Here is an 18030-nt window from a genome sequence, read left to right as displayed (position 1 = left end):
CCACGGCCCTTGATGGCGGGCCTGTTGACTGCCCTCAGGCAGAACTCGATCCTTACTCGCTCAGGGCAATGACTGCATCGCGGGGCATCCATCCGCCCATGCCGTCCGGAACGATTTCCTTCAGCCGAATCTCCCGCTCCGAGATCGCAATCACCCGGCCGCTGTTGCGGCCCAGATAGTGGCCGACCGAGACTCGATGAATGACGCCATCTGCGGTGCGCACGAGAGCCCAGCGTTTCTCGCCGTATCCAAGCAGGCCCAGCATCCGTAACGCGTCCAGCGGGAATTCCTCGAGTGGTTGGCGGGTACGCTTCAGGTCGGGTGCCAGTCCGTTGCCGGCGGGTCGGCGGGCGAGCTCGGTCTCGGGGTTGTCGAAGGGGCTGCGGCGCGCGGCAGCGAAATAGCTGAATCGCTCGTAGGGACGCATCTGCGGGATCAGGTCGATGTCGGTCGATCTGCGGGCTTTGACTTCGGCAAAGTAGCTGTCCAGGTCCGAGTTGTCTGCGCTGCATCCCGCGATCATCACGATCAGGAGGGCGCAACCAAGCCAGCCGCGGCGCTGATTGTGGCGCCGGTTAGCGCGCTCAAGCGGGATCCGATGAACGGGGTGCTTCATGGCTTGGCTCCCGGTTTGGCGCTGGTGGCCGTGCCGACGGCGATCGGCTCTTCCAGGTAGCGATAGGTCATGGCCACTGCGTCCATGACCAGTTCACCAGCGCCCGCTTTGGTGCCGCTCAGGCTGATGTTGCTCAGCGTGACGATCCGCGGGAGCGCCGCGAGCCCACTGGCGAATTCCCCCATCTGGTGGTAGGTCCCGGTGAGCCGGATGCGAATGGGCGCCTCGGCATAGAATTCCTTCGAGCGTTCGGCTTCGGGTTTGAACACCTGCTCTTCGAGACCAGTGCTGACCCGGGTTTGCGAGATGTCCTGAAGAAGGTTGGCCATCTCTGTTTGGCTCGGTAGTTGCCGCAGCATCACGGCGAAGCGTTCTTGGATCTCACGCAGTTGGGCTTGGTATGCATCGAGATTGGCGACTTGGCGTTGCTTGGTCTCGAAGATCTGGCGTAGCTCCGGCTCACGATTCTGGGCCGCGCGGAGTGCAGAAATTTGAGGTTGGATCTGGAACCAGTAGCCCAGCCCCCCGAGAAGCACCATGATGACGACAAGTGCCAGATTGCGGACTGATGCCGGCCAGCTTCCGGGATTGTTGGCGTCGACCCCGCGCAGATCGGCGAGCAAATCGGAAAAGTCGAGTTTCATGGTTGGCCCTCCGGTTCGGCGCCCGGGCGGGTGAGCTGGGCCCGCAGCGAAAACTGAGCAAATCGGCCGTTTTTGCCTTCCTTGGTTTCGATCACGACCAGCTGTGGCGCGTGAAACCAGCTCGAGCCATCGAGATTTTTCATGTAGCTGGAAACGCGGGCGTTGGACTGGGCCTGCCCATCAAGCAGGATCTGCTCGCCCTCCTGGCGCATGGCCACGAGCGTGACACCGTCAGGCAGCGTATTGATGAGTTCGTCAAACAGATGAACGCTGATAGTGCGTTGATCCTGCAGCTGTTCGATGACGCGCATCCGATCGATCAGGTTCTGCCGCAACCTTTGTAGGTCCCGGATTTCCACGATCTGGGCATCGAGCATCTTGTTTTCCTGCTCAATGCGGCTATTCCGTGCGTTCTGTCGATCAATATGGGTCTGGATGTAGGAATTGGCGAGGAATATGCCGCCGAACGCCACGATGACTGCGCCAACGGCACTGATCAGAAATTGGCGCTGCTGGTCTTTACGTCGTTGTTCCCGCCAAGGGAGAAGGTTGATGTGGTGAGCCATCAGTCAAAACTCCGCATGGCCAGTCCGCATGCCGTCATTAAGGCGGGCGCATCCAGTTTGAGCTGCTTGGGGCGCGCGCGCGGCAATATCTTCATGTTGGCAAAGGGGTTGGCGATGCGGGTGGCCACCTCCATTTGCTCTTCGACGGTTTGATCGAGTCCCGGGATGCTGGCACATCCTCCGGCCAGAACGATCTGGCCAATCTTGTCGATGCGGTTGTTGGAGGAAAAAAAGAACTGCAAGGCACGGTCGATCTGATTGCTCACATCCTGCATGAATGGCTTGAGGACTTCTTCGCCGTAGGTTTCCGGCAGTCCGCCGCGACGCTTGGCTTTTCCGGCTTCTTCGTAGGAGAGGCCGTAGTGCGCCATGATCTCTTCAGTCAGCAGCTTGCCCCCAAACGCCTGATCCCGGCTGTAGATGATGCTGCCGCCGTGCATGATGTTGAGCGTGGTCGTCGTGGCGCCAATATCGATGACGGCCACCCCCTGGTCGGGATTCTGGAGTTGCATCTGTTCGGCAATCAGCAGACAGGCGTTTTCAAGTGCGTTCGATTCGATGTCGACGACCTTGCAAATCAGGCCGCTGAGATGAAGGGCCGCCACCCGGCTGTCGATAATGTCGTTGCGGCAGGCTGCCAGCAATACATCGACGGCATGATCTTCCTCGGTCGACGCGCCGAGCACTTCAAAGTCGAGGCCGACTTCTTCGAGCGGATAGGGGACGTATTGATCGGCTTCCAAGCGGATCTGCTGTTCCAGGTCATGCTCGGAAAGGTCCGCCGGCATGGTGATGACTTTCGAGATGACCGTAGCGCCGCCGACGGCGACGACCGCCTCCCGCGTTCGCGTGCCCGACTGTTTCACCGCTTTGCGAATGGCTTGTCCCACGGCTTCGGGGTCAGTGACTTGCTTATCGATGACCGAATCGGGTGGAAGGCCGACCGCCGCATAGCTCACGACCTGCGGTTGCTGGCGACTTCCGCCCAACTCGAGCAGCTTGACGGCGGTGGAGCTGATGTCCACGCCCAGCAGAGGTTTGATGCGATGCTTGAACAACACGTTGTGTATTCCCCGGCCCTGGCGGCGATCGGTGCGCGGGGTGCGTGCTTTCTCGCTGGCGAAAAAGTTATCCCCCGAGCATCTCGATGTCGGTGATTCAAATCGGCCGCTGATCTGTCAACTTGATCCGATTCGGCTTGTCAGATTCAGCGGGGGGCCGCGTATAATGCACGTCGGCGACCTGCCCGCTGGTTTTATCGGCTGTGTGAATCATGCCTTTACGGATCAGGCTTTTCGGCTGGTTGGCGGGAACGATGCTGACGGCGGTGACGCTGACCGCAGCGGCCGTACTGGGGTTGTACCTCTACCTCATGCCGCAACTCCCCGCCGTCCAGGCCCTGCACGATTTCCAATTCGAAGTCCCCTTGCGGATCTACACTCAGGATGGGCTGCTCATCGGTGAGTTCGGCGATCAGCGGCGGGAGCCCATAGCGTTTGATCAGTTCCCGCCATTGCTGATCAAGGCCGTGCTCGCGGCGGAGGACGACCGGTTTTTTGAGCATCCTGGTGTGGATTACCAGGGACTGTTGCGAGCGTTGTCGCGCTTGGCGCTGACGGGGGAAAAGGAACAGGGCGGCAGCACCATCACCATGCAGGTGGCGCGCAATTTCTTTCTGAGCCCTGAAAAGACCTATCAGCGCAAACTGCGCGAGATCATGCTTGCCTTTCGGATCGAGCGTGAGCTGAGTAAAGAAGAAATCCTGGCGCTTTATCTCAACAAGATTTATCTGGGGCAGCGGGCCTATGGTGTAGAGGCTGCATCCCGAGTGTATTACGGCAAGAGCGTCTGGGAGCTGTCCTTGCCCGAATGGGCGACCCTGGCGGGTCTTCCCAAGGCGCCCTCCAGAATCAACCCGATCGCCAACCCCACCGCGGCGTTGACGCGTCGTGATTACGTGCTGCAGCGCATGGCCCATCTGGGCTGGATCACCCCCGAGCAACGCGACGCGGCGTTGGCGACGCCCAATACCGCGTCGCTTCACAATACAAGCCTTGGTCTCAATGCACCCTATGTGGCCGAGATGGTGCGGCAGGAACTGCATGCACGAATGGGGGGCGACATCTACCGTTCGGGATTAACGGTCTATACGACCTTGGATAGCCATCTTCAGCGGGCTGCCGAGCATTCCCTGCGCGATGGATTGCTGGACTATGACCGCCGCCACGGGTACCGGGGACCGGAAGATCAGTGGTCAGTCAGCGAGGGGCCCGAAGCCTTGGCGCGGCGTCTGAGCGCCGTTCCGGTTGTGGGCGGTATGCGTCCCGCTGTGGTGCTGAAGGTCGAGCCAAGTGCGGCGCGGGTGCAGATCGCGGGCAAGGGCGAAGCAGCATTGGCCTGGTCTAACATGCGCTGGGCGCGTCCCTGGATGAGTGATGATCGACAGGGGGCGTATCCAGTTCGAGCGTCGGATGTTCTGAAGGCTGGGGATGTCATCCGGGTTCGTCAGGTCGGGGACCAATGGGTGTTGGCGCAAGTGCCGGAGGTTCAGGGCGCCATGGTCAGCATCAGTCCGCGTGACGGCCGTATCCTGGCATTGGTCGGCGGATTCGATTTTGTGAAAAGTCCGTTCAACCGTGCCCTTCAGGCGCGTCGTCAACCGGGCTCGAGCTTCAAGCCGTTTCTCTATGCGGCGGCTTTCGATAACGGATATACCCCCGCTTCGATCATCAACGACGCACCGGTGGAATACGCGCAAGGCGCCAAGGGCGAGGTGTGGCGGCCGGAGAACTACACCGGCCGATTCTACGGACCAACGCCGCTCCGCGACGGGCTGGTGCATTCCCGCAATCTGGTGTCGGTGCGGCTTTTGCAGGAAATGGGTGTGCGCACCGGCGTTCGCTATGTCGAGCGATTCGGTTTTCCCATTCAGCATATTCCGGCGGATCTTTCGCTCTCCTTGGGCACCGCAGAACTCACACCGCTCGAAGTTGCGCGGGGATACGCGGTTTTTTCCAGTGGTGGTTATCTGGTGACGCCTTATCTGGTCGCCAAGGTGGAAGATCATGCAGGGCGCCTGGTGTATGCCCGAACTCCGGAGATGGCCTGTGACCCATGCGATGCACAGCCGAAAATCGGGCAAGGTCGAGGGGAGAAGCGGTGGCTTTCTGACTATCCGGCCGTCACCCTCGGCGGTCCGGATTTCGTCCCGGAGCCCAGCCATGCGGCACCGCAGGTGATGGATCCACGCACGGCCTTTCTGATGACCAGTCTCATGCAGGAGGTTATTACGCGGGGAACAGGTCGCCGCGCGGCCAAGGTGGGTCGCCCTGACGTGGCGGGTAAGACGGGAACGACCAATGGCCTGCGCGATGCATGGTTCGCCGGCTACACGCCGGACCTCGTCGCGGTGACCTGGGTCGGATTTGATCAGATGCGCTCATTGGGGCGAGGGGAGTCCGGTGGCGTGACTGCAGCGCCGATCTGGGCAGACTACATGCAACAGGCGCTCAAGAATGTGCCGATCCATCCGGTTGATCCCCCGCCCGGCGTGACGGCGTTGTGGGTGTCCAAAGTGACGGGCCTGCAGACCACGCGCAGCGATCCGGCCGGACGTTACGAATACTTCCTCGCGGATCGGCTGCCGGCGGAAGCACAGACCGAATCGCCTGAAGGTATGCTTGGTCCCGAGATGCCGACGGTTCGACAGGAGGAGTTGCGCGATCTGTTTTGATTCTCTTTCGATGGGAGAGTGCGGCCATCGGCCGTTTTTTCACCGATCAGGAGGACACTTGATGGCACGTGGCATGGGCGGGAAATCCTGGCAGCAGCGCGAACGGATCATCCAGACGGCTGCTCGGATCATGGTCGAGGAAGGCGTGTGCGACTACGCGCTAGCCAAGCAAAAGGCGGCGGGGCGCCTGGGAATCGCCCGGAACAGTCCGAACTTTCCACGCAATGACGAAATCGAGGCTGCGCTTGCGGCCTATCAGCGTTTGTTTCACAGAGATTCGCAACCCGCACAACTGCGCCGACTGCGGGAGGTTGCTTGTGAAGCCATGGTCTTTTTTCAGCCGTTCCAGCCGCGGCTGGTGGGCTCGGTGCTCAGTGGTCGCGCCGACCGCCATTCGGAGATCACGCTGCACCTGTTTGCCGATTCGGCAGAGCAGGTCGCGATGCGGCTATTTGACCAAGGGATTCCCCATCATGTCGAGGAGCGGCGTGTGCGAACCGGTGCTGCCGAGTACGTGTGCTGCCCGGTGTTCCGGTTTCAGGTCGACGGGATTCCGGTTGCCGCAACCGTTTTTGATCGACATGGAATTCGGCAGCCGCCTTTGAGCCCGGTGACCAAGCGCCCCATGGAGCGCGCCAATCTGGCGAGAGTGCGCGCCTTGCTGGCAGAACCCGCAGAAGACCGTGCGGAGGTGCTGCACGCAGGCGGCTTCTGGCCGCCTGCCCGCTGAGACGCCGGGTCGCGCAGCTCAGTCGCGCTGAGCGGGATCGAGGTAGTCGCGCTGCGCCGCGCCCGTATAGATCTGCCGAGGACGGCCGATGCGCTGTTCCGGATCGTTGGTCATCTCGATCCAGTGGGCAACCCAGCCCACCGTGCGGGCGATCGCAAACATCACGGTGAACATGTTGGTTGGGAGGCCGAGCGCCTTATAGATGATGCCGGAATAGAAGTCTACGTTGGGATAGAGCTTCTTTTCCTTGAAATACTCGTCATTCAGAGCGATTTGCTCCAGTTCCAGGGCAAGTTCGAACAAGGGATCGTTTTCCTTGCCGAGGCGCTGCAGGATCTTGTGGCACATGCCGCGGATGACCGTCGCACGGGGATCGTAGTTCTTGTAGACGCGATGGCCAAAGCCCATCAGGCGGAATGCGTCGTTCTTGTCCTTGGCTTTGGCGATGTATTGGGGAATCTGTTTTACATCACCGATTTGTTCGAGCATGTTCAATACCGCCTCATTGGCGCCGCCATGTGCGGGCCCCCACAGGCAGGCAACGCCGGCGGAAATCGCAGCGTAAGGATTGGTTCCGGAGCTGCCGGCCAGCCGCACCGTCGAGGTGCTGGCATTCTGCTCATGATCGGCATGCAGGATGAACAGCATGTCGAGTGCCTGCGCGGCAACCGGATCGACTTCATAGGTTTCCGCCGGCACCGCAAACAGCATGTGCAGCAGGTTACTCGCGTAATCCAGATCGTTGCGCGGATAGACGAACGGCTGTCCGATCGAGTGCTTGTAGGCGCAGGCTGCAATGGTCGGAATCTTGGCGATCATGCGGTGCGCAAAGATTTCCTGATCGTCCTTGTTGCGGGTGTCCTGAGCGGCGTTATAAAAAGCCGACAAGGAACCGACCACACCGGTCAGCATCGCCATGGGATGCGCGTCGTAGTGGAAGCCACGGAAAAAATCCCGAAGTGACTCATGGATCATCGTGTGGTAGCGGATCGAATGATTGAACGTGTCGAGCTGGGTCTGGGTGGGCAACTCGCCATACAGCAGGAGGTAGGCGACTTCGATGAAATTGCTCTTCTCGGCCAGTTGTTCGATGGGGTAACCGCGATAGAGCAAAATACCCTGGTTGCCATCAATATATGTGATATCGCTGCGACAACTTGCGGTGGATACGAAACCCGGGTCGTAGGTGAACATGGCATGTTCACGGTACAAGCTGCCGATATCGGCCACTGCGGGGCCATGAGTGCCTTTACGGACCGGCAATTCGCATTGCTTGCCGGTGGCGGGATCGGACAGGACCAGCTTCTGTTCGCTCATCGACAGGACTCCTGCAGGGGATTTGGCTCAGGCGGGCGTATGAATGTCCACCGGTGGTTGAGGGTAATGGGCCGGATAGGCGGCGCGGGCGACACCCGAATCCACCGCTGCTTTCGCGACGGCTGGGGGAACATAATCGATCAATCGGGGATCCAGGGGAGTGGGAATGATGTAGCCGGGGCCGAACGCCAGGTCGGATTTTCCATAGGCGTTCAGGACTTCGCTGGGCACGGGTTCATGAGCCAATGCACGTAAAGCCTGGACGGCTGCAATATGCATCTCGCGGTTGATGCGTTTGGCGCGCACATCCAGAGCCCCTCGGAACAGGTAGGGAAAACCGAGCACGTTGTTCACCTGATTCGGGTAATCGCTGCGACCGGTCGCCATGATCAGATCGCTGCGCACGCGCAGTGCGACCTCGGGGCGAATTTCCGGGTCCGGATTGGACAGCGCGAAGACCACAGGGCGAGGCGCCATGGTTTTGAGCATCTCCGCAGTGACCAGGTTGGGTCCGGAGACACCGATGAAAACATCGGATTCGGCCAATGCGTCGGCCAGGGTGCGGCACGGGGTCTCAATGGCAAACGCCGCCTTGGTGGGATCAAGGTTTTCGCGTTCCCGGTGAATCACGCCGCGCCGGTCGACGAGGAGCAGGTTTTCGCGGCGTGCCCCCAGGGCGAGCAGCAGATTCATCGAGGCGATTCCGGCGGCGCCGGCCCCCAGGCAGACGATGCGCGCCGATTCGATCCGCTTATCCTGAAGCTCCAAGGCATTGAGCAGGCCGGCGGCCACGATGATGGCGGTCCCGTGTTGATCATCGTGAAAAACCGGGATGTCCAGCCGTTCCACAAGCGCCCGTTCGATCTCGAAGCAGTGCGGCGCTGCGATGTCCTCGAGGTTGATGCCGCCGAACGTCGGGGCAATGCGGGTAACGGTGTCGATGAAATCCTGCGGATTCTCGGCGTCGACTTCGATATCGAAGACATCGACATCGGCGAACTTCTTGAACAGGACGGCCTTGCCTTCCATGACCGGTTTGCCGGCCAGGGCGCCGGTATTCCCGAGTCCGAGCACCGCTGTGCCATCGGTGATGACGGCGACCAGATTGCCTTTGGAAGTGTAGCGAAAGGCATCGTCCGGATTGGCGGCAATGGCCCGTACCGGCGCGGCCACGCCGGGGCTGTATGCCAATGACAGTTCACTATAGGTCGTGAAAGGCTTGGTTACGGCGATCGCCAGCTTGCCCGGCTTGGGCTTCGCGTGGTAATCCAAAGCCGCTTGCGTCAGTTCGTCTTCCGTCATCATGGGGCGGGCTGCCGATCGAGGAGGGGGGCTACAAGGGTGCCACAAGGCGGGGCATCACCAGCGTGAGTCCCCCGCATGGTCGAGCGCGGATTCCGCCAGGCGTGGCCAAGCGCTTACTTCGTGCCGTAACGCCGGCGGAACTTGTCGACCCGACCCCCGGTATCGATGATTTTCTGCTTGCCGGTGTAAAACGGATGGCATTGCGAGCAGACTTCGATATGCAGGTCCGATCCAAGGGTGGAGCGGGTTTCGAATCGGTTGCCGCAACTGCAGGTGATGGTGACCTGCTGGTAGGTAGGATGGATGTCGGTGCGCATGGCGACGATGACCTCTGTCCGGGCCGGTCGGCCCACTGCTCGAAAACGGCTAATTCTAGCGGGACGAATCGGCAAGGGCAATAATGACGTGTCAGCCAGAATCGGCGAGGGATGACGGCGGCCATGTCGCTGCTGGGGTTTTCCGATATGATGCGCAATCATCGATGCGGCACGATCCCTACCGATTGGGCCGTTGGCTCCCGATTTCTTTGAAGTTCCGTCGCAGGATTTGGTTTGATATGACTGCTGAACAAATTGCCGCCCTGATCAAGGAGCACATGCCCGAAGCCGATCCCGTGCGGGTCGAAGGGGACGATGGCGTTCATTTCTCGGCGCTCGTGGTCTCTGGCGCCTTCAGCGGTTTGCGTCCTGTGCAGCGCCATCAGCGTGTGTACGCGGCGCTGGGTGAACGGATGGGTGGCGAGATCCATGCGCTGGCCCTGGAGACGCTCACCCCCGAGGAATGGGCGGCCCGCTGCCCAGCCGGTTGACGCGGAGATTCGGGCGGCATGGACAGGTTGGTGATTACGGGCTGCAAGCCCTTGGAGGGCGAAGCCCGCGTTTCCGGTGCCAAGAATGCCACCTTGCCCATTCTGGCGGCTTGCCTGCTGACAGACGAATCTTGCCTGGTGCGCAACGTCCCGCATTTGCATGATGTCACGACGAGCATTGCGCTCCTTTCCGGCATGGGGGTCCGGGTAACGCTGTCTGATGGCATGGGTGTCGAGGTCGACGCCAGCGCCGTGGATAACGTCCATGCCCCCTATGATCTGGTCAAGACCATGCGCGCCTCCATTCTGGTGCTGGGCCCGCTGGTCGCGCGATTTGGTGAGGCGGAAGTCTCCTTGCCGGGCGGGTGCGCCATCGGATCACGGCCGGTCAACCTGCATATCGACGGACTGACGGCGATGGGCGCCGACATCCGGGTGGAGAACGGGTATATCCGCGCGCGGGCCGGACGCCTCAAGGGTGCACGTATTGTCCTTGAGACGGTGACAGTGACCGGCACGGAGAATCTGATGATGGCGGCCACTTTGGCTGAAGGAACCACCGTGATCGAGAACGCGGCGCGTGAACCGGAAGTGGTCGATCTGGCTCATTTTCTCAACAGGATGGGCGCGCGCGTTCAGGGCGCAGGAAGCGACACCTTGGTGATCGAGGGCGCCAAGCGTCTGCATGGCACGGACTACGAGGTCATGCCCGATCGGATCGAGACGGGGACCTATCTCGTCGCCGGGGCGATCACGGGCGGACGGGTGACGTTGAAGAATGTCCGTCACGGTACGCTGGACGCCGTGTTGGCCAAACTCGAGGAGGCAGGCGCGGGGCTGGCGTACGGTGAGCACTCGATTACGCTGGACATGCGCGGCCGACGCCCGCGCGCGGTGGACATCCGGACGGCGCCCTATCCGGCGTTTCCGACCGACATGCAGGCGCAATTCATGGCCTTGAACACGGTGGCGGAAGGCGCGTCGACGATGATCGAAACCGTTTTTGAGAACCGTTACATGCATGTCCAGGAGTTGGAGCGCATGGGCGCGGACATTCGCGTACAGGGCAATGTCGCGGTGGTTCGTGGCGTAGAGCGTCTCACTGGTGCACCGGTCATGGCGACGGACCTGCGTGCTTCGGCAGGGTTAGTGCTCGGGGCCTTGGTTGCGGAAGGCGAAACCGAGGTCGATCGGATTTATCACATCGATCGCGGCTATGAATGCATTGAGGAAAAGCTGGGGCAGCTCGGCGCCCGGATCCGGCGAATTCCTGAATGAGCGCCGGCGGCGGCCGATGCAGGCGATGGTGAGTAGAAGATCGTGAGCGAATCTCAGTTGACGCTGGCCCTGTCGAAAGGGCGCATCCTTGAGGAAACGCTGCCGCTGCTGGCGCGCGTCGGGATCGTTCCGGAAGAGGACCCCGCATCCAGCCGGCGTCTGATTCTGGGAACGTCCCGACCGTCGGTCCGGCTGATCATCGTGCGGCCGACGGACGTGCCAACCTATGTCCTCCATGGCGGCGCAGACCTTGGCGTGACCGGAAAGGACATTCTCATGGAACAGAGCGGGTCGATTCTTTACGAGCCCCTGGACCTCCGGATCGGGCGGTGCCGTCTGGTCTTGGCGGGTCGCGAGGGGCGCGGTCAGGCCGGCGCGCAACCGCGGGTGGCGACCAAGTATGTTGCGGCCACCCGCGCCTTTTTTGCCGCGCGGGGACAGCAGGTCGATGTCATCAAGCTCTATGGATCCATGGAGCTGGCACCCCTGGTCGGTCTGGCGGACTGGATCGTCGATCTGGTGGATACCGGCAATACGCTGCGTGCCAATGGCTTGGTCCCATTGGAGACTCTCATGGAGATCAGCGCGCGTCTGGTGGTCAATCCGGCATCTTGGAAGACCAAGCACGCGTCGGTGCGGGCACTGGTGGCTGCCTTGGCCGAGGTGGTTGAAGCCGAAAGGGGAGTGCAATGAGCACAGGCGATCCGCTGCGTTTGCTCCGATTGACGACGGCTCAGCCGGATTTCGAGCAGGCGCTTGGTGCGCTCCGGGTTCAGGCCGAGCTCCAGCAGGCTGAAGTGCAGCATGCGGTGCAGGAAATCTTGGATGCGGTCCGGCGCGAGGGAGACGAGGCGCTGCTGGCCTATACCCGCCGTTTCGATGGATGGGCGACTGGCGCGACTGCGGCGGATCTGCAAATTCCACCTGCCGAACTGGCCGCCGCCCGGGATCGGATCGCACCGGAGCTGTGTGAGGCGCTGGAGAGCGCTGCCGATCGGTTGCGCGAATATGCCGCACGCCAGCGCCTCGAATCGTGGCGTTACACGGACGGCTTGGGCAACGTGCTGGGCCAGGAGGTGCGTCCGCTCGATCGGGTTGGCATCTATGCGCCCGGCGGCAAAGCCGCCTATCCCTCCTCGGTATTGATGAACGTGATTCCGGCGCAGGTGGCCGGCGTGCCCGAGATCATCCTGTGTGTGCCGACCCCGGAGGGTCGACGCAGCGATCTGGTGCTTGCTGCGGCCGCGATTGTCGGCGTGGAGCAGGTTTTCGCCGTGGGCGGCGCCCAAGCGGTCGCCGCGCTGGCCTACGGCACGGACACCATCCCCCGGGTGGACAAGATCGTGGGGCCGGGAAACCGCTTCGTCGCAACAGCCAAACGGCTGGTATTCGGGCAGGTTGGGATCGATATGATCGCCGGCCCGTCGGAAATCCTGATCATCTGCGATGGCCAGACCGATCCGGACTGGATTGCGCTCGACCTGTTCTCGCAGGCCGAGCACGATGAGGACGCCCAGTCGGTCCTGATCAGCCCCGATCGAGCATTTCTCGATCGGGTCGCGGATCGGATCGCCGTGTTGCTGCCGGATCAGCCGCGCCAGACCATCATCGCGCGCGCGCTGTCCCGTCGCGGTGCCTTCATCGAAACGCGTGATCTCGATGAAGCGGCCGAAATTGCCAATCGGTTGGCTCCCGAGCATCTCGAGCTCTCGGTTGAGGACCCCGAGTCGCTGTTACCGTCGATTCGGCATGCCGGTGCGATTTTCATGGGTCGATATACGCCCGAGGCTGTCGGAGATTATTGCGCGGGTCCCAATCACGTCCTGCCGACCGCGGGAACCGCGCGCTTTTTCTCACCGCTCGGGGTCTATGACTTTCAAAAGCGCAGCAGCATCATCCAGTGTGGCCCACAAGGCGGAGCGGTTCTCGGGCGGCTGGCCGCTACCCTGGCGACTGGCGAGGGTTTTGCGGCGCATGCGGGTTCTGCGGTCGCCCGGACGGGCCTGTGATGAGCGCTGATCAGGGTGCCGACGGGCGTATGCGGGATTGGGTGCGTGAAGACATCCAGGCCCTCTCGCCGTATCGCGTCCATCCCGCAGACGGCTTGATCAAGCTTGATGCCATGGAAAATCCCTATGACTGGCCAGCCGATCTCATGCAGCCGTGGCTATCGGCAATCGCGCAAGCAGCCTTGAATCGCTATCCGGATCCCCGTTCGGGCGAACTCATGCCTGTCCTGCGCTCGGCGCTGGCGATTCCGGACGCCGCCGAGGTATTGCTCGGAAACGGTTCCGACGAGCTGATCCAGATGATCATCCTGGCACTCGCGCGCCCCGGCGCGGTGGTGCTTGCGCCGGAACCCACCTTCGCCATGTACCGGCTCATTGCGCGGTGGCTCGGGGTGCGTTTCGTCGGGGTGCCGTTACGGGACGACGATTTCAGCCTCGATCGCGCGGCAATGATCGCCGCCATCCAGCAGTATCGTCCCGCCGTGGTGTTTCTCGCCTACCCCAATAATCCAACGGGCAATCCGTTCGCGCGTGAGGACATGTGCGCAATCATCGAAGCAGCGTCGGGGATCGTGGTGGTGGACGAGGCCTACGCTCCCTTTGCTTCGGACAGTTTTTTGCCCCAGGCGGGCCGCTTCGGCAATGTGCTGGTGATGCGGACTTTGTCCAAGGCGGGTCTTGCGGGCTTGCGTCTCGGGGTCTTGGCCGGTCCAGCAGCGTGGATCGCGCAAATTGACAAGGTGCGGCTTCCCTACAACATCAATGTATTGACCCAGATCACGGCCACGGTGGCGATGCAGTACCCTGCGGTGTGGCAGCAGCAGGCGACGGAAATTTGCAATCAGCGGACACGGCTGACATCGGGCCTGGCGGCACTCCCTGGTCTGATGGTTTATCCTTCAGCAGCGAATTTCCTGTTGTTCCGGGTTCCACACGGGTGTGCGCATGCGCTTCATGACGGGCTGCGTCAGGACGGCATTCTCATCAAATTGATGGACGGTACGCACCCAGCTCTGAGCGATTGCTTGCGTGTGACGGTCGGTCGACCGGATGAAAACAGACGATTTCTGGATGCCTTGCGGACGCGTCTGGAATCGCTGAATGTTGACGGCGGCAAGTAGGCAATGCCGATTGGCAGGTGTAGAATCGCGCTCGAATTTTTCCTGCCCGGGCAGGATTACGTTGGGATGACCGGCCATCGGCGGTCGTCGATCCGGCATCCCAGTCAAGATAGTTGCTATGGAGAATCCCACGAATGAGCAATGACGGGGGTGTCGATACCAGTCGGCGACGCTTTCTGACCGTCGCCACTGCGGCGGTTGGCGGCGCCGGTGCGGTGTTCGGAGTTTATCCCTTCCTCGCGGCCATGCAGCCCAGCGCTCGCGCTGAAGCGGCTGGCGCGCCGGTGGAAGTCGATATCAGCAAATTGGAGCCGGGTGCTCGTTTGACCGTCGAGTGGCGCGGCAAGCCGGTATGGGTGGTTCGGCGCACGCCGGACATGCTGTCGAAGCTGGACGGGTTGGGAAGCGAGTTGCGTGACCCTGATTCGGCGCAAGATCAACAGCCGCCCTACGCTCAGAATACCTATCGTTCCATCAAGCCTGAGTTTCTCGTTCTGATTGGGCTGTGCACGCATCTGGGGTGCTCGCCGACCTATCGCCCCGAACCGGGTGCGGCGGACTTAGGAGGCGATTGGCCGGGTGGATTCTTCTGTCCTTGCCATGGCTCACGGTTCGATATGGCCGGACGGGTGTTTGCCGGGGTACCTGCGCCGCTCAACATGGCGGTTCCGCCCCATCGCTTCGTGGGCAATTCCCAGATCATGATCGGCGATGACAAAGGAGCGGCCTGATGCGCGGTGTGATGAACAATGCCCGTGAGCTGATGCTTTGGGGTCTCGACTGGGTCGATGAGCGCCTTCCCGTCACCAAGATGTGGAAGGAACAGGTATCCGAGTACTACGCGCCGAAGAACTTCAACTTCTGGTACTTCTTCGGAAGTCTGGCGCTGGTGGTTCTGGTCAATCAGCTGCTTACCGGAATCTGGCTGACCATGAACTACAAGCCCAGCGCTCAAGACGCGTTTGCGTCAGTCGAGTACATCATGCGCGATGTTAGCTGGGGCTGGCTGATCCGCTACATGCACTCCACCGGAGCGTCGCTGTTTTTCGTGGTGGTCTATCTGCACATGTTCCGTGGACTCCTTTACGGATCCTATCGCAAGCCGCGGGAACTGGTGTGGATTTTCGGCGTATTGATCTATCTGGTGCTGATGGGCGAGGCGTTCATGGGCTATCTGCTGCCCTGGGGCCAGATGTCCTACTGGGGCGCACAGGTGATCATCTCGCTGTTTGGTGCCGTACCCTTCGTTGGTGAAGCACTGGCACAGTTCATTCGAGGTGATTTTGTCGTCTCCGATGCCACCTTGAATCGATTCTTCGCCTTGCATGTGATCGCGATGCCGCTGGTGCTGCTGGGTCTCGTCGTGGCGCATCTGATGGCCTTGCATGAAGTCGGATCCAACAATCCCGACGGCATCGAGATTCACGATAATGAGGATGAAAACGGGATCCCGGTCGATGGTATTCCCTTCCATCCCTATTACTCGGTGAAGGATATCTTTGGCGTGGTGATCTTCCTGGCCCTGGCTTCGGTGATCATCTTTTTCGCGCCCGAGTTTGGCGGATATTTCCTGGAGCACGCCAACTTCCAGGCCGCCGATCCGCTGCAAACGCCGGAGCACATTGCGCCGGTGTGGTACTTCACACCGTTCTACGCGATCTTGCGTGCCGTCCCCGATAAGCTGGGCGGCGTGATTGCGATGGGTGGCGCGGTGATGATTCTGGCGCTGCTGCCGTGGCTCGACCGGTCGAAGGTACGATCGATCCGCTACAAGGGCCCAATCTACAAGACTGCCCTGACACTCTTCGTGGTTAGCTTCCTCGGCCTGGGGTATCTGGGGATGAATCCGCCAAGCCCCACCTACACGCTGATTGCCCGGGTGTTGTCCGTGATCTATTTCCTGTTCTTCTTGGCCATGCCGATCTACAGCCGGCTGGATTCGACCAAGCCTGTACCTGATCGGCTGACCTGACGGAAGGGGAAACTGATGAACGTTTGGAAACGCATTGCGGTCTTGGGGTTTTCCCTGTTACCTTCGTTGGCTTCTGCGGCCAGCGCAGATGTCCATCTTGAGCATGCCAATATCGATGTGGGCAACGTGCAGTCCCTGCAGCGAGGCGCACAGCTCTTCCACAATTACTGTCTGAGCTGTCATTCGGCCCAGTACATGCGGTATTCGCGCATGGCCGAGGATCTGAATCTTCCGCCCGATCTGGTTGTGGATAACCTGATGTTTGCTGGCGAAAAGGTCGGCGAAACCATGACCGTTGCCATGCCGGCCGCGGATGCGGCGAACTGGTTCGGCAAGGCGCCGCCGGATCTGACGCTGACGGCGCGTCAGCGCGGGGTCGATTGGCTCTACACCTACCTCAAGTCCTTCTATGTCGACCCGAGTAAACCCTTGGGTGTGAACAATCTTGTATTCAAGGATGTGGGGATGCCGCATGTCCTGTGGGAACTGCAGGGTTGGCAGGCACTCAAGTCGGATGATGGAGACCACGACGCCGATGCCCACGGTGAGGCTGGCCACGGCGCAACGGCCGGATCACCGTTCGTACAGGTCAGTGAAGGCCAGTTGACGCCGGAAGAGTATGATCGCGCGGTGCGTGATCTGGTGACCTATATGAGCTACATCGCCGAGCCGGCGCAGCTCAAGCGCACCCAGGTCGGCGTGTGGGTTCTGCTTTTCCTGGCGGTCTTTGGGGTATTTGCATATTTATTGAAGAAAGAGTACTGGAAGGACGTTCATTGAGCATACGCTCCTATGCGCGAAAGTTGCGTGGGAGCTTGTTGCGCTGATCGCAGTCTTTTTCTCCAGGAATATCGTCCAGGGAGCACGTAATGGGTTCGACGGTTTCCCGCCGCTCCAGCATGACCTTGTTTTCCAAGGCCAATTGCCTCGATTGCCATCGGGTTCGCTTGGTGTTGGCTGAAAAAGGGGTGTCGTGCGAGATCGTCTATCCCGATCCAGAGCGGATCCATGAGGACCTGTTGGATCTGAGTCCTTACGGGAGCGTGCCGACCCTGGTGGATCGCGATCTGGTCCTTTATGACGGGCGGATCATCCTGGAGTATCTTGACGAGCGCTTCCCGCATCCCCCGTTGATGCCCGTCGATCCCGCATCGCGCGCGCGCTTTCGGCTCGCCATGCTTCGCATGGAGCGGGACTGGTACTCGGTTGCCGAAAATCTGATGGCGCTCAGCGGATCTGCCGAACGCACCGCCTTGATCCAGAAGCTTCAGGACTCACTGAAAGAAACCCAACGTCTGTTCGCATCGCCGCCTTATTTTCTGGGTCATGATTTCTCCCTCGTGGACATCACGATGGCCCCGCTGCTGTGGCGGCTGGAACAGTTCGGTATCGATTGGACGCCCGAAACGAAAATCCTGCGGGAGTATGCGGAGCGCATTTTTCAGCGTCCCGCGTTCGGTCGCAGTCTGTCCGGACAGGAAGGCACCATGCGTGCCTTGTCTTTTTAGATCGGGTTTCCGGCGCATGCTTTCCCGAAAGCCTTATCTGCTGCGGGCCATCCATGAATGGATTTGCGACAACGGCATGACGCCGCATGTGCTGGTCGACTGCGAGCAGCCGGGTGTCGAGGTTCCTGCAGAAGTGATCCGCGATGGACGTGTCGTCCTGAATATCTCGCCCATGGCGGCCCACCGGTTGAGCATGACCAACCAAGGGATCGACTTCTCCGCGCGCTTCAATGGCCATGAGCGTCACATCCGATTTCCACCGCGTGCCGTATTGGCGATTTATGCGCGCGAGAACGGTCAGGGTCTGATGTTCAGTGAGGCGGATGACGGTGACGAGCCCCCGCCGGACAATCCGCCCGTCGACCCATCTTCCGGATCCGGCGGGCGCCCCAAGCTCAGTGTCGTCAAGTGATCACGGTACGG

At 60.9% G+C, this 18030-nt stretch carries 19 protein-coding genes; 12 read left to right on the top strand and 7 right to left on the bottom strand.

Annotated elements, in window-relative coordinates; all coding sequences use genetic code 11:
* Nucleotides 1–52: 52 nt before the first annotated feature.
* The 4 genes from E4680_RS05210 to E4680_RS05195 are packed head-to-tail and all read right to left on the bottom strand — an operon-like array spanning nt 53 to nt 2887.
* Nucleotides 53–616, bottom strand: a complete 564-nt coding sequence (locus E4680_RS05210; protein WP_135281337.1) for a pilus assembly protein PilP — start codon at nt 614–616, stop codon at nt 53–55.
* Nucleotides 613–1260, bottom strand: a complete 648-nt coding sequence (locus E4680_RS05205; protein ID WP_135281336.1) for a type IV pilus inner membrane component PilO — start codon at nt 1258–1260, stop codon at nt 613–615. The genes E4680_RS05210 and E4680_RS05205 overlap by 4 nt, the downstream gene beginning before the upstream one ends.
* Nucleotides 1257–1826 (bottom strand): PilN domain-containing protein, encoded by a 570-nt coding sequence (locus E4680_RS05200; protein WP_135281335.1) that lies wholly within the window; start codon nt 1824–1826, stop codon nt 1257–1259. The genes E4680_RS05205 and E4680_RS05200 overlap by 4 nt, the downstream gene beginning before the upstream one ends.
* Entirely contained in the window at nt 1826–2887 is a 1062-nt protein-coding gene (locus tag E4680_RS05195) for a pilus assembly protein PilM (RefSeq protein WP_135281334.1), read from the bottom strand. The genes E4680_RS05200 and E4680_RS05195 overlap by 1 nt, the downstream gene beginning before the upstream one ends.
* A 254-nt stretch (nt 2888–3141) precedes the next feature.
* Here E4680_RS05195 and E4680_RS05190 point away from each other — a divergent pair, with 254 nt between their 5' ends.
* Both E4680_RS05190 and E4680_RS05185 read left to right on the top strand, forming a co-directional pair.
* The gene (locus E4680_RS05190) at nt 3142–5559 is read left to right on the top strand and encodes a penicillin-binding protein 1A (RefSeq protein WP_167792394.1); all 2418 of its coding nucleotides are present in this window, start codon (nt 3142–3144) and stop codon (nt 5557–5559) included.
* Nucleotides 5560–5620: 61 nt separating this feature from the next.
* Nucleotides 5621–6289, top strand: a complete 669-nt coding sequence (locus E4680_RS05185; protein WP_205688758.1) for a hypothetical protein — start codon at nt 5621–5623, stop codon at nt 6287–6289.
* Nucleotides 6290–6307: 18 nt separating this feature from the next.
* Here the strand turns inward: E4680_RS05185 and E4680_RS05180 are convergent, their stop codons facing one another.
* From E4680_RS05180 to rpmE, 3 genes are all read right to left on the bottom strand, one after another.
* Nucleotides 6308–7606, bottom strand: a complete 1299-nt coding sequence (locus tag E4680_RS05180) for a citrate synthase (RefSeq protein WP_135281332.1) — start codon at nt 7604–7606, stop codon at nt 6308–6310.
* Nucleotides 7607–7633: 27 nt separating this feature from the next.
* On the bottom strand, nt 7634–8908 hold the full coding sequence (locus tag E4680_RS05175) for a malic enzyme-like NAD(P)-binding protein (RefSeq protein ID WP_135281461.1): 1275 nt from the start codon (nt 8906–8908) through the stop codon (nt 7634–7636).
* A 116-nt stretch (nt 8909–9024) separates the two neighbouring features.
* Entirely contained in the window at nt 9025–9228 is a 204-nt protein-coding gene (gene rpmE, locus E4680_RS05170; protein ID WP_135281331.1) for a 50S ribosomal protein L31, read from the bottom strand.
* A gap of 239 nt (nt 9229–9467) precedes the next feature.
* Here rpmE and E4680_RS05165 point away from each other — a divergent pair, with 239 nt between their 5' ends.
* From E4680_RS05165 to E4680_RS05120, 10 genes are all read left to right on the top strand, one after another.
* Nucleotides 9468–9719: a BolA family protein gene (locus E4680_RS05165; RefSeq protein WP_135281330.1), complete on the top strand. Its 252-nt coding sequence runs from the start codon at nt 9468–9470 to the stop codon at nt 9717–9719.
* An 18-nt stretch (nt 9720–9737) separates the two neighbouring features.
* Nucleotides 9738–10997 carry a UDP-N-acetylglucosamine 1-carboxyvinyltransferase gene (murA, locus tag E4680_RS05160; protein ID WP_135281329.1) on the top strand — a complete coding sequence of 420 codons (1260 nt, stop codon included), beginning with the start codon at nt 9738–9740 and terminating at the stop codon, nt 10995–10997.
* A 42-nt stretch (nt 10998–11039) separates the two neighbouring features.
* On the top strand, nt 11040–11690 hold the full coding sequence (hisG, locus tag E4680_RS05155; RefSeq protein ID WP_422666666.1) for an ATP phosphoribosyltransferase: 651 nt from the start codon (nt 11040–11042) through the stop codon (nt 11688–11690).
* Nucleotides 11687–13006 carry a histidinol dehydrogenase gene (gene hisD, locus E4680_RS05150; RefSeq protein ID WP_135281327.1) on the top strand — a complete coding sequence of 440 codons (1320 nt, stop codon included), beginning with the start codon at nt 11687–11689 and terminating at the stop codon, nt 13004–13006. The genes hisG and hisD overlap by 4 nt, the downstream gene beginning before the upstream one ends.
* Nucleotides 13006–14127 carry a histidinol-phosphate transaminase gene (gene hisC, locus E4680_RS05145; protein ID WP_205688757.1) on the top strand — a complete coding sequence of 374 codons (1122 nt, stop codon included), beginning with the start codon at nt 13006–13008 and terminating at the stop codon, nt 14125–14127. Before hisD ends, hisC begins: the two co-directional genes overlap by 1 nt.
* Before the next feature lie 134 nt (nt 14128–14261).
* The gene (gene petA, locus E4680_RS05140) at nt 14262–14858 is read left to right on the top strand and encodes a ubiquinol-cytochrome c reductase iron-sulfur subunit (protein ID WP_135281326.1); all 597 of its coding nucleotides are present in this window, start codon (nt 14262–14264) and stop codon (nt 14856–14858) included.
* Between the two features lie 32 nt (nt 14859–14890).
* Complete coding sequence (locus E4680_RS05135) at nt 14891–16099, top strand: cytochrome b (protein ID WP_205688774.1); 1209 nt, start codon at nt 14891–14893, stop codon at nt 16097–16099.
* 15 nt (nt 16100–16114) lie between these two features.
* The gene (locus tag E4680_RS05130; protein ID WP_135281325.1) at nt 16115–16879 is read left to right on the top strand and encodes a cytochrome c1; all 765 of its coding nucleotides are present in this window, start codon (nt 16115–16117) and stop codon (nt 16877–16879) included.
* Between the two features lie 89 nt (nt 16880–16968).
* Complete coding sequence (locus tag E4680_RS05125) at nt 16969–17607, top strand: glutathione S-transferase N-terminal domain-containing protein (RefSeq protein WP_135281324.1); 639 nt, start codon at nt 16969–16971, stop codon at nt 17605–17607.
* A gap of 16 nt (nt 17608–17623) precedes the next feature.
* Nucleotides 17624–18019 carry a ClpXP protease specificity-enhancing factor gene (locus E4680_RS05120; RefSeq protein WP_135281323.1) on the top strand — a complete coding sequence of 132 codons (396 nt, stop codon included), beginning with the start codon at nt 17624–17626 and terminating at the stop codon, nt 18017–18019.
* Nucleotides 18020–18030 lie beyond the last annotated feature (11 nt).

Source organism: Candidatus Macondimonas diazotrophica, from assembly GCF_004684205.1.
Taxonomy (GTDB): Bacteria; Pseudomonadota; Gammaproteobacteria; order UBA5335; family UBA5335; genus Macondimonas; species Macondimonas diazotrophica.
Note: the sequence above shows the minus strand (reverse complement) of the source record. Positions and strands in the feature narration are given on the sequence as shown.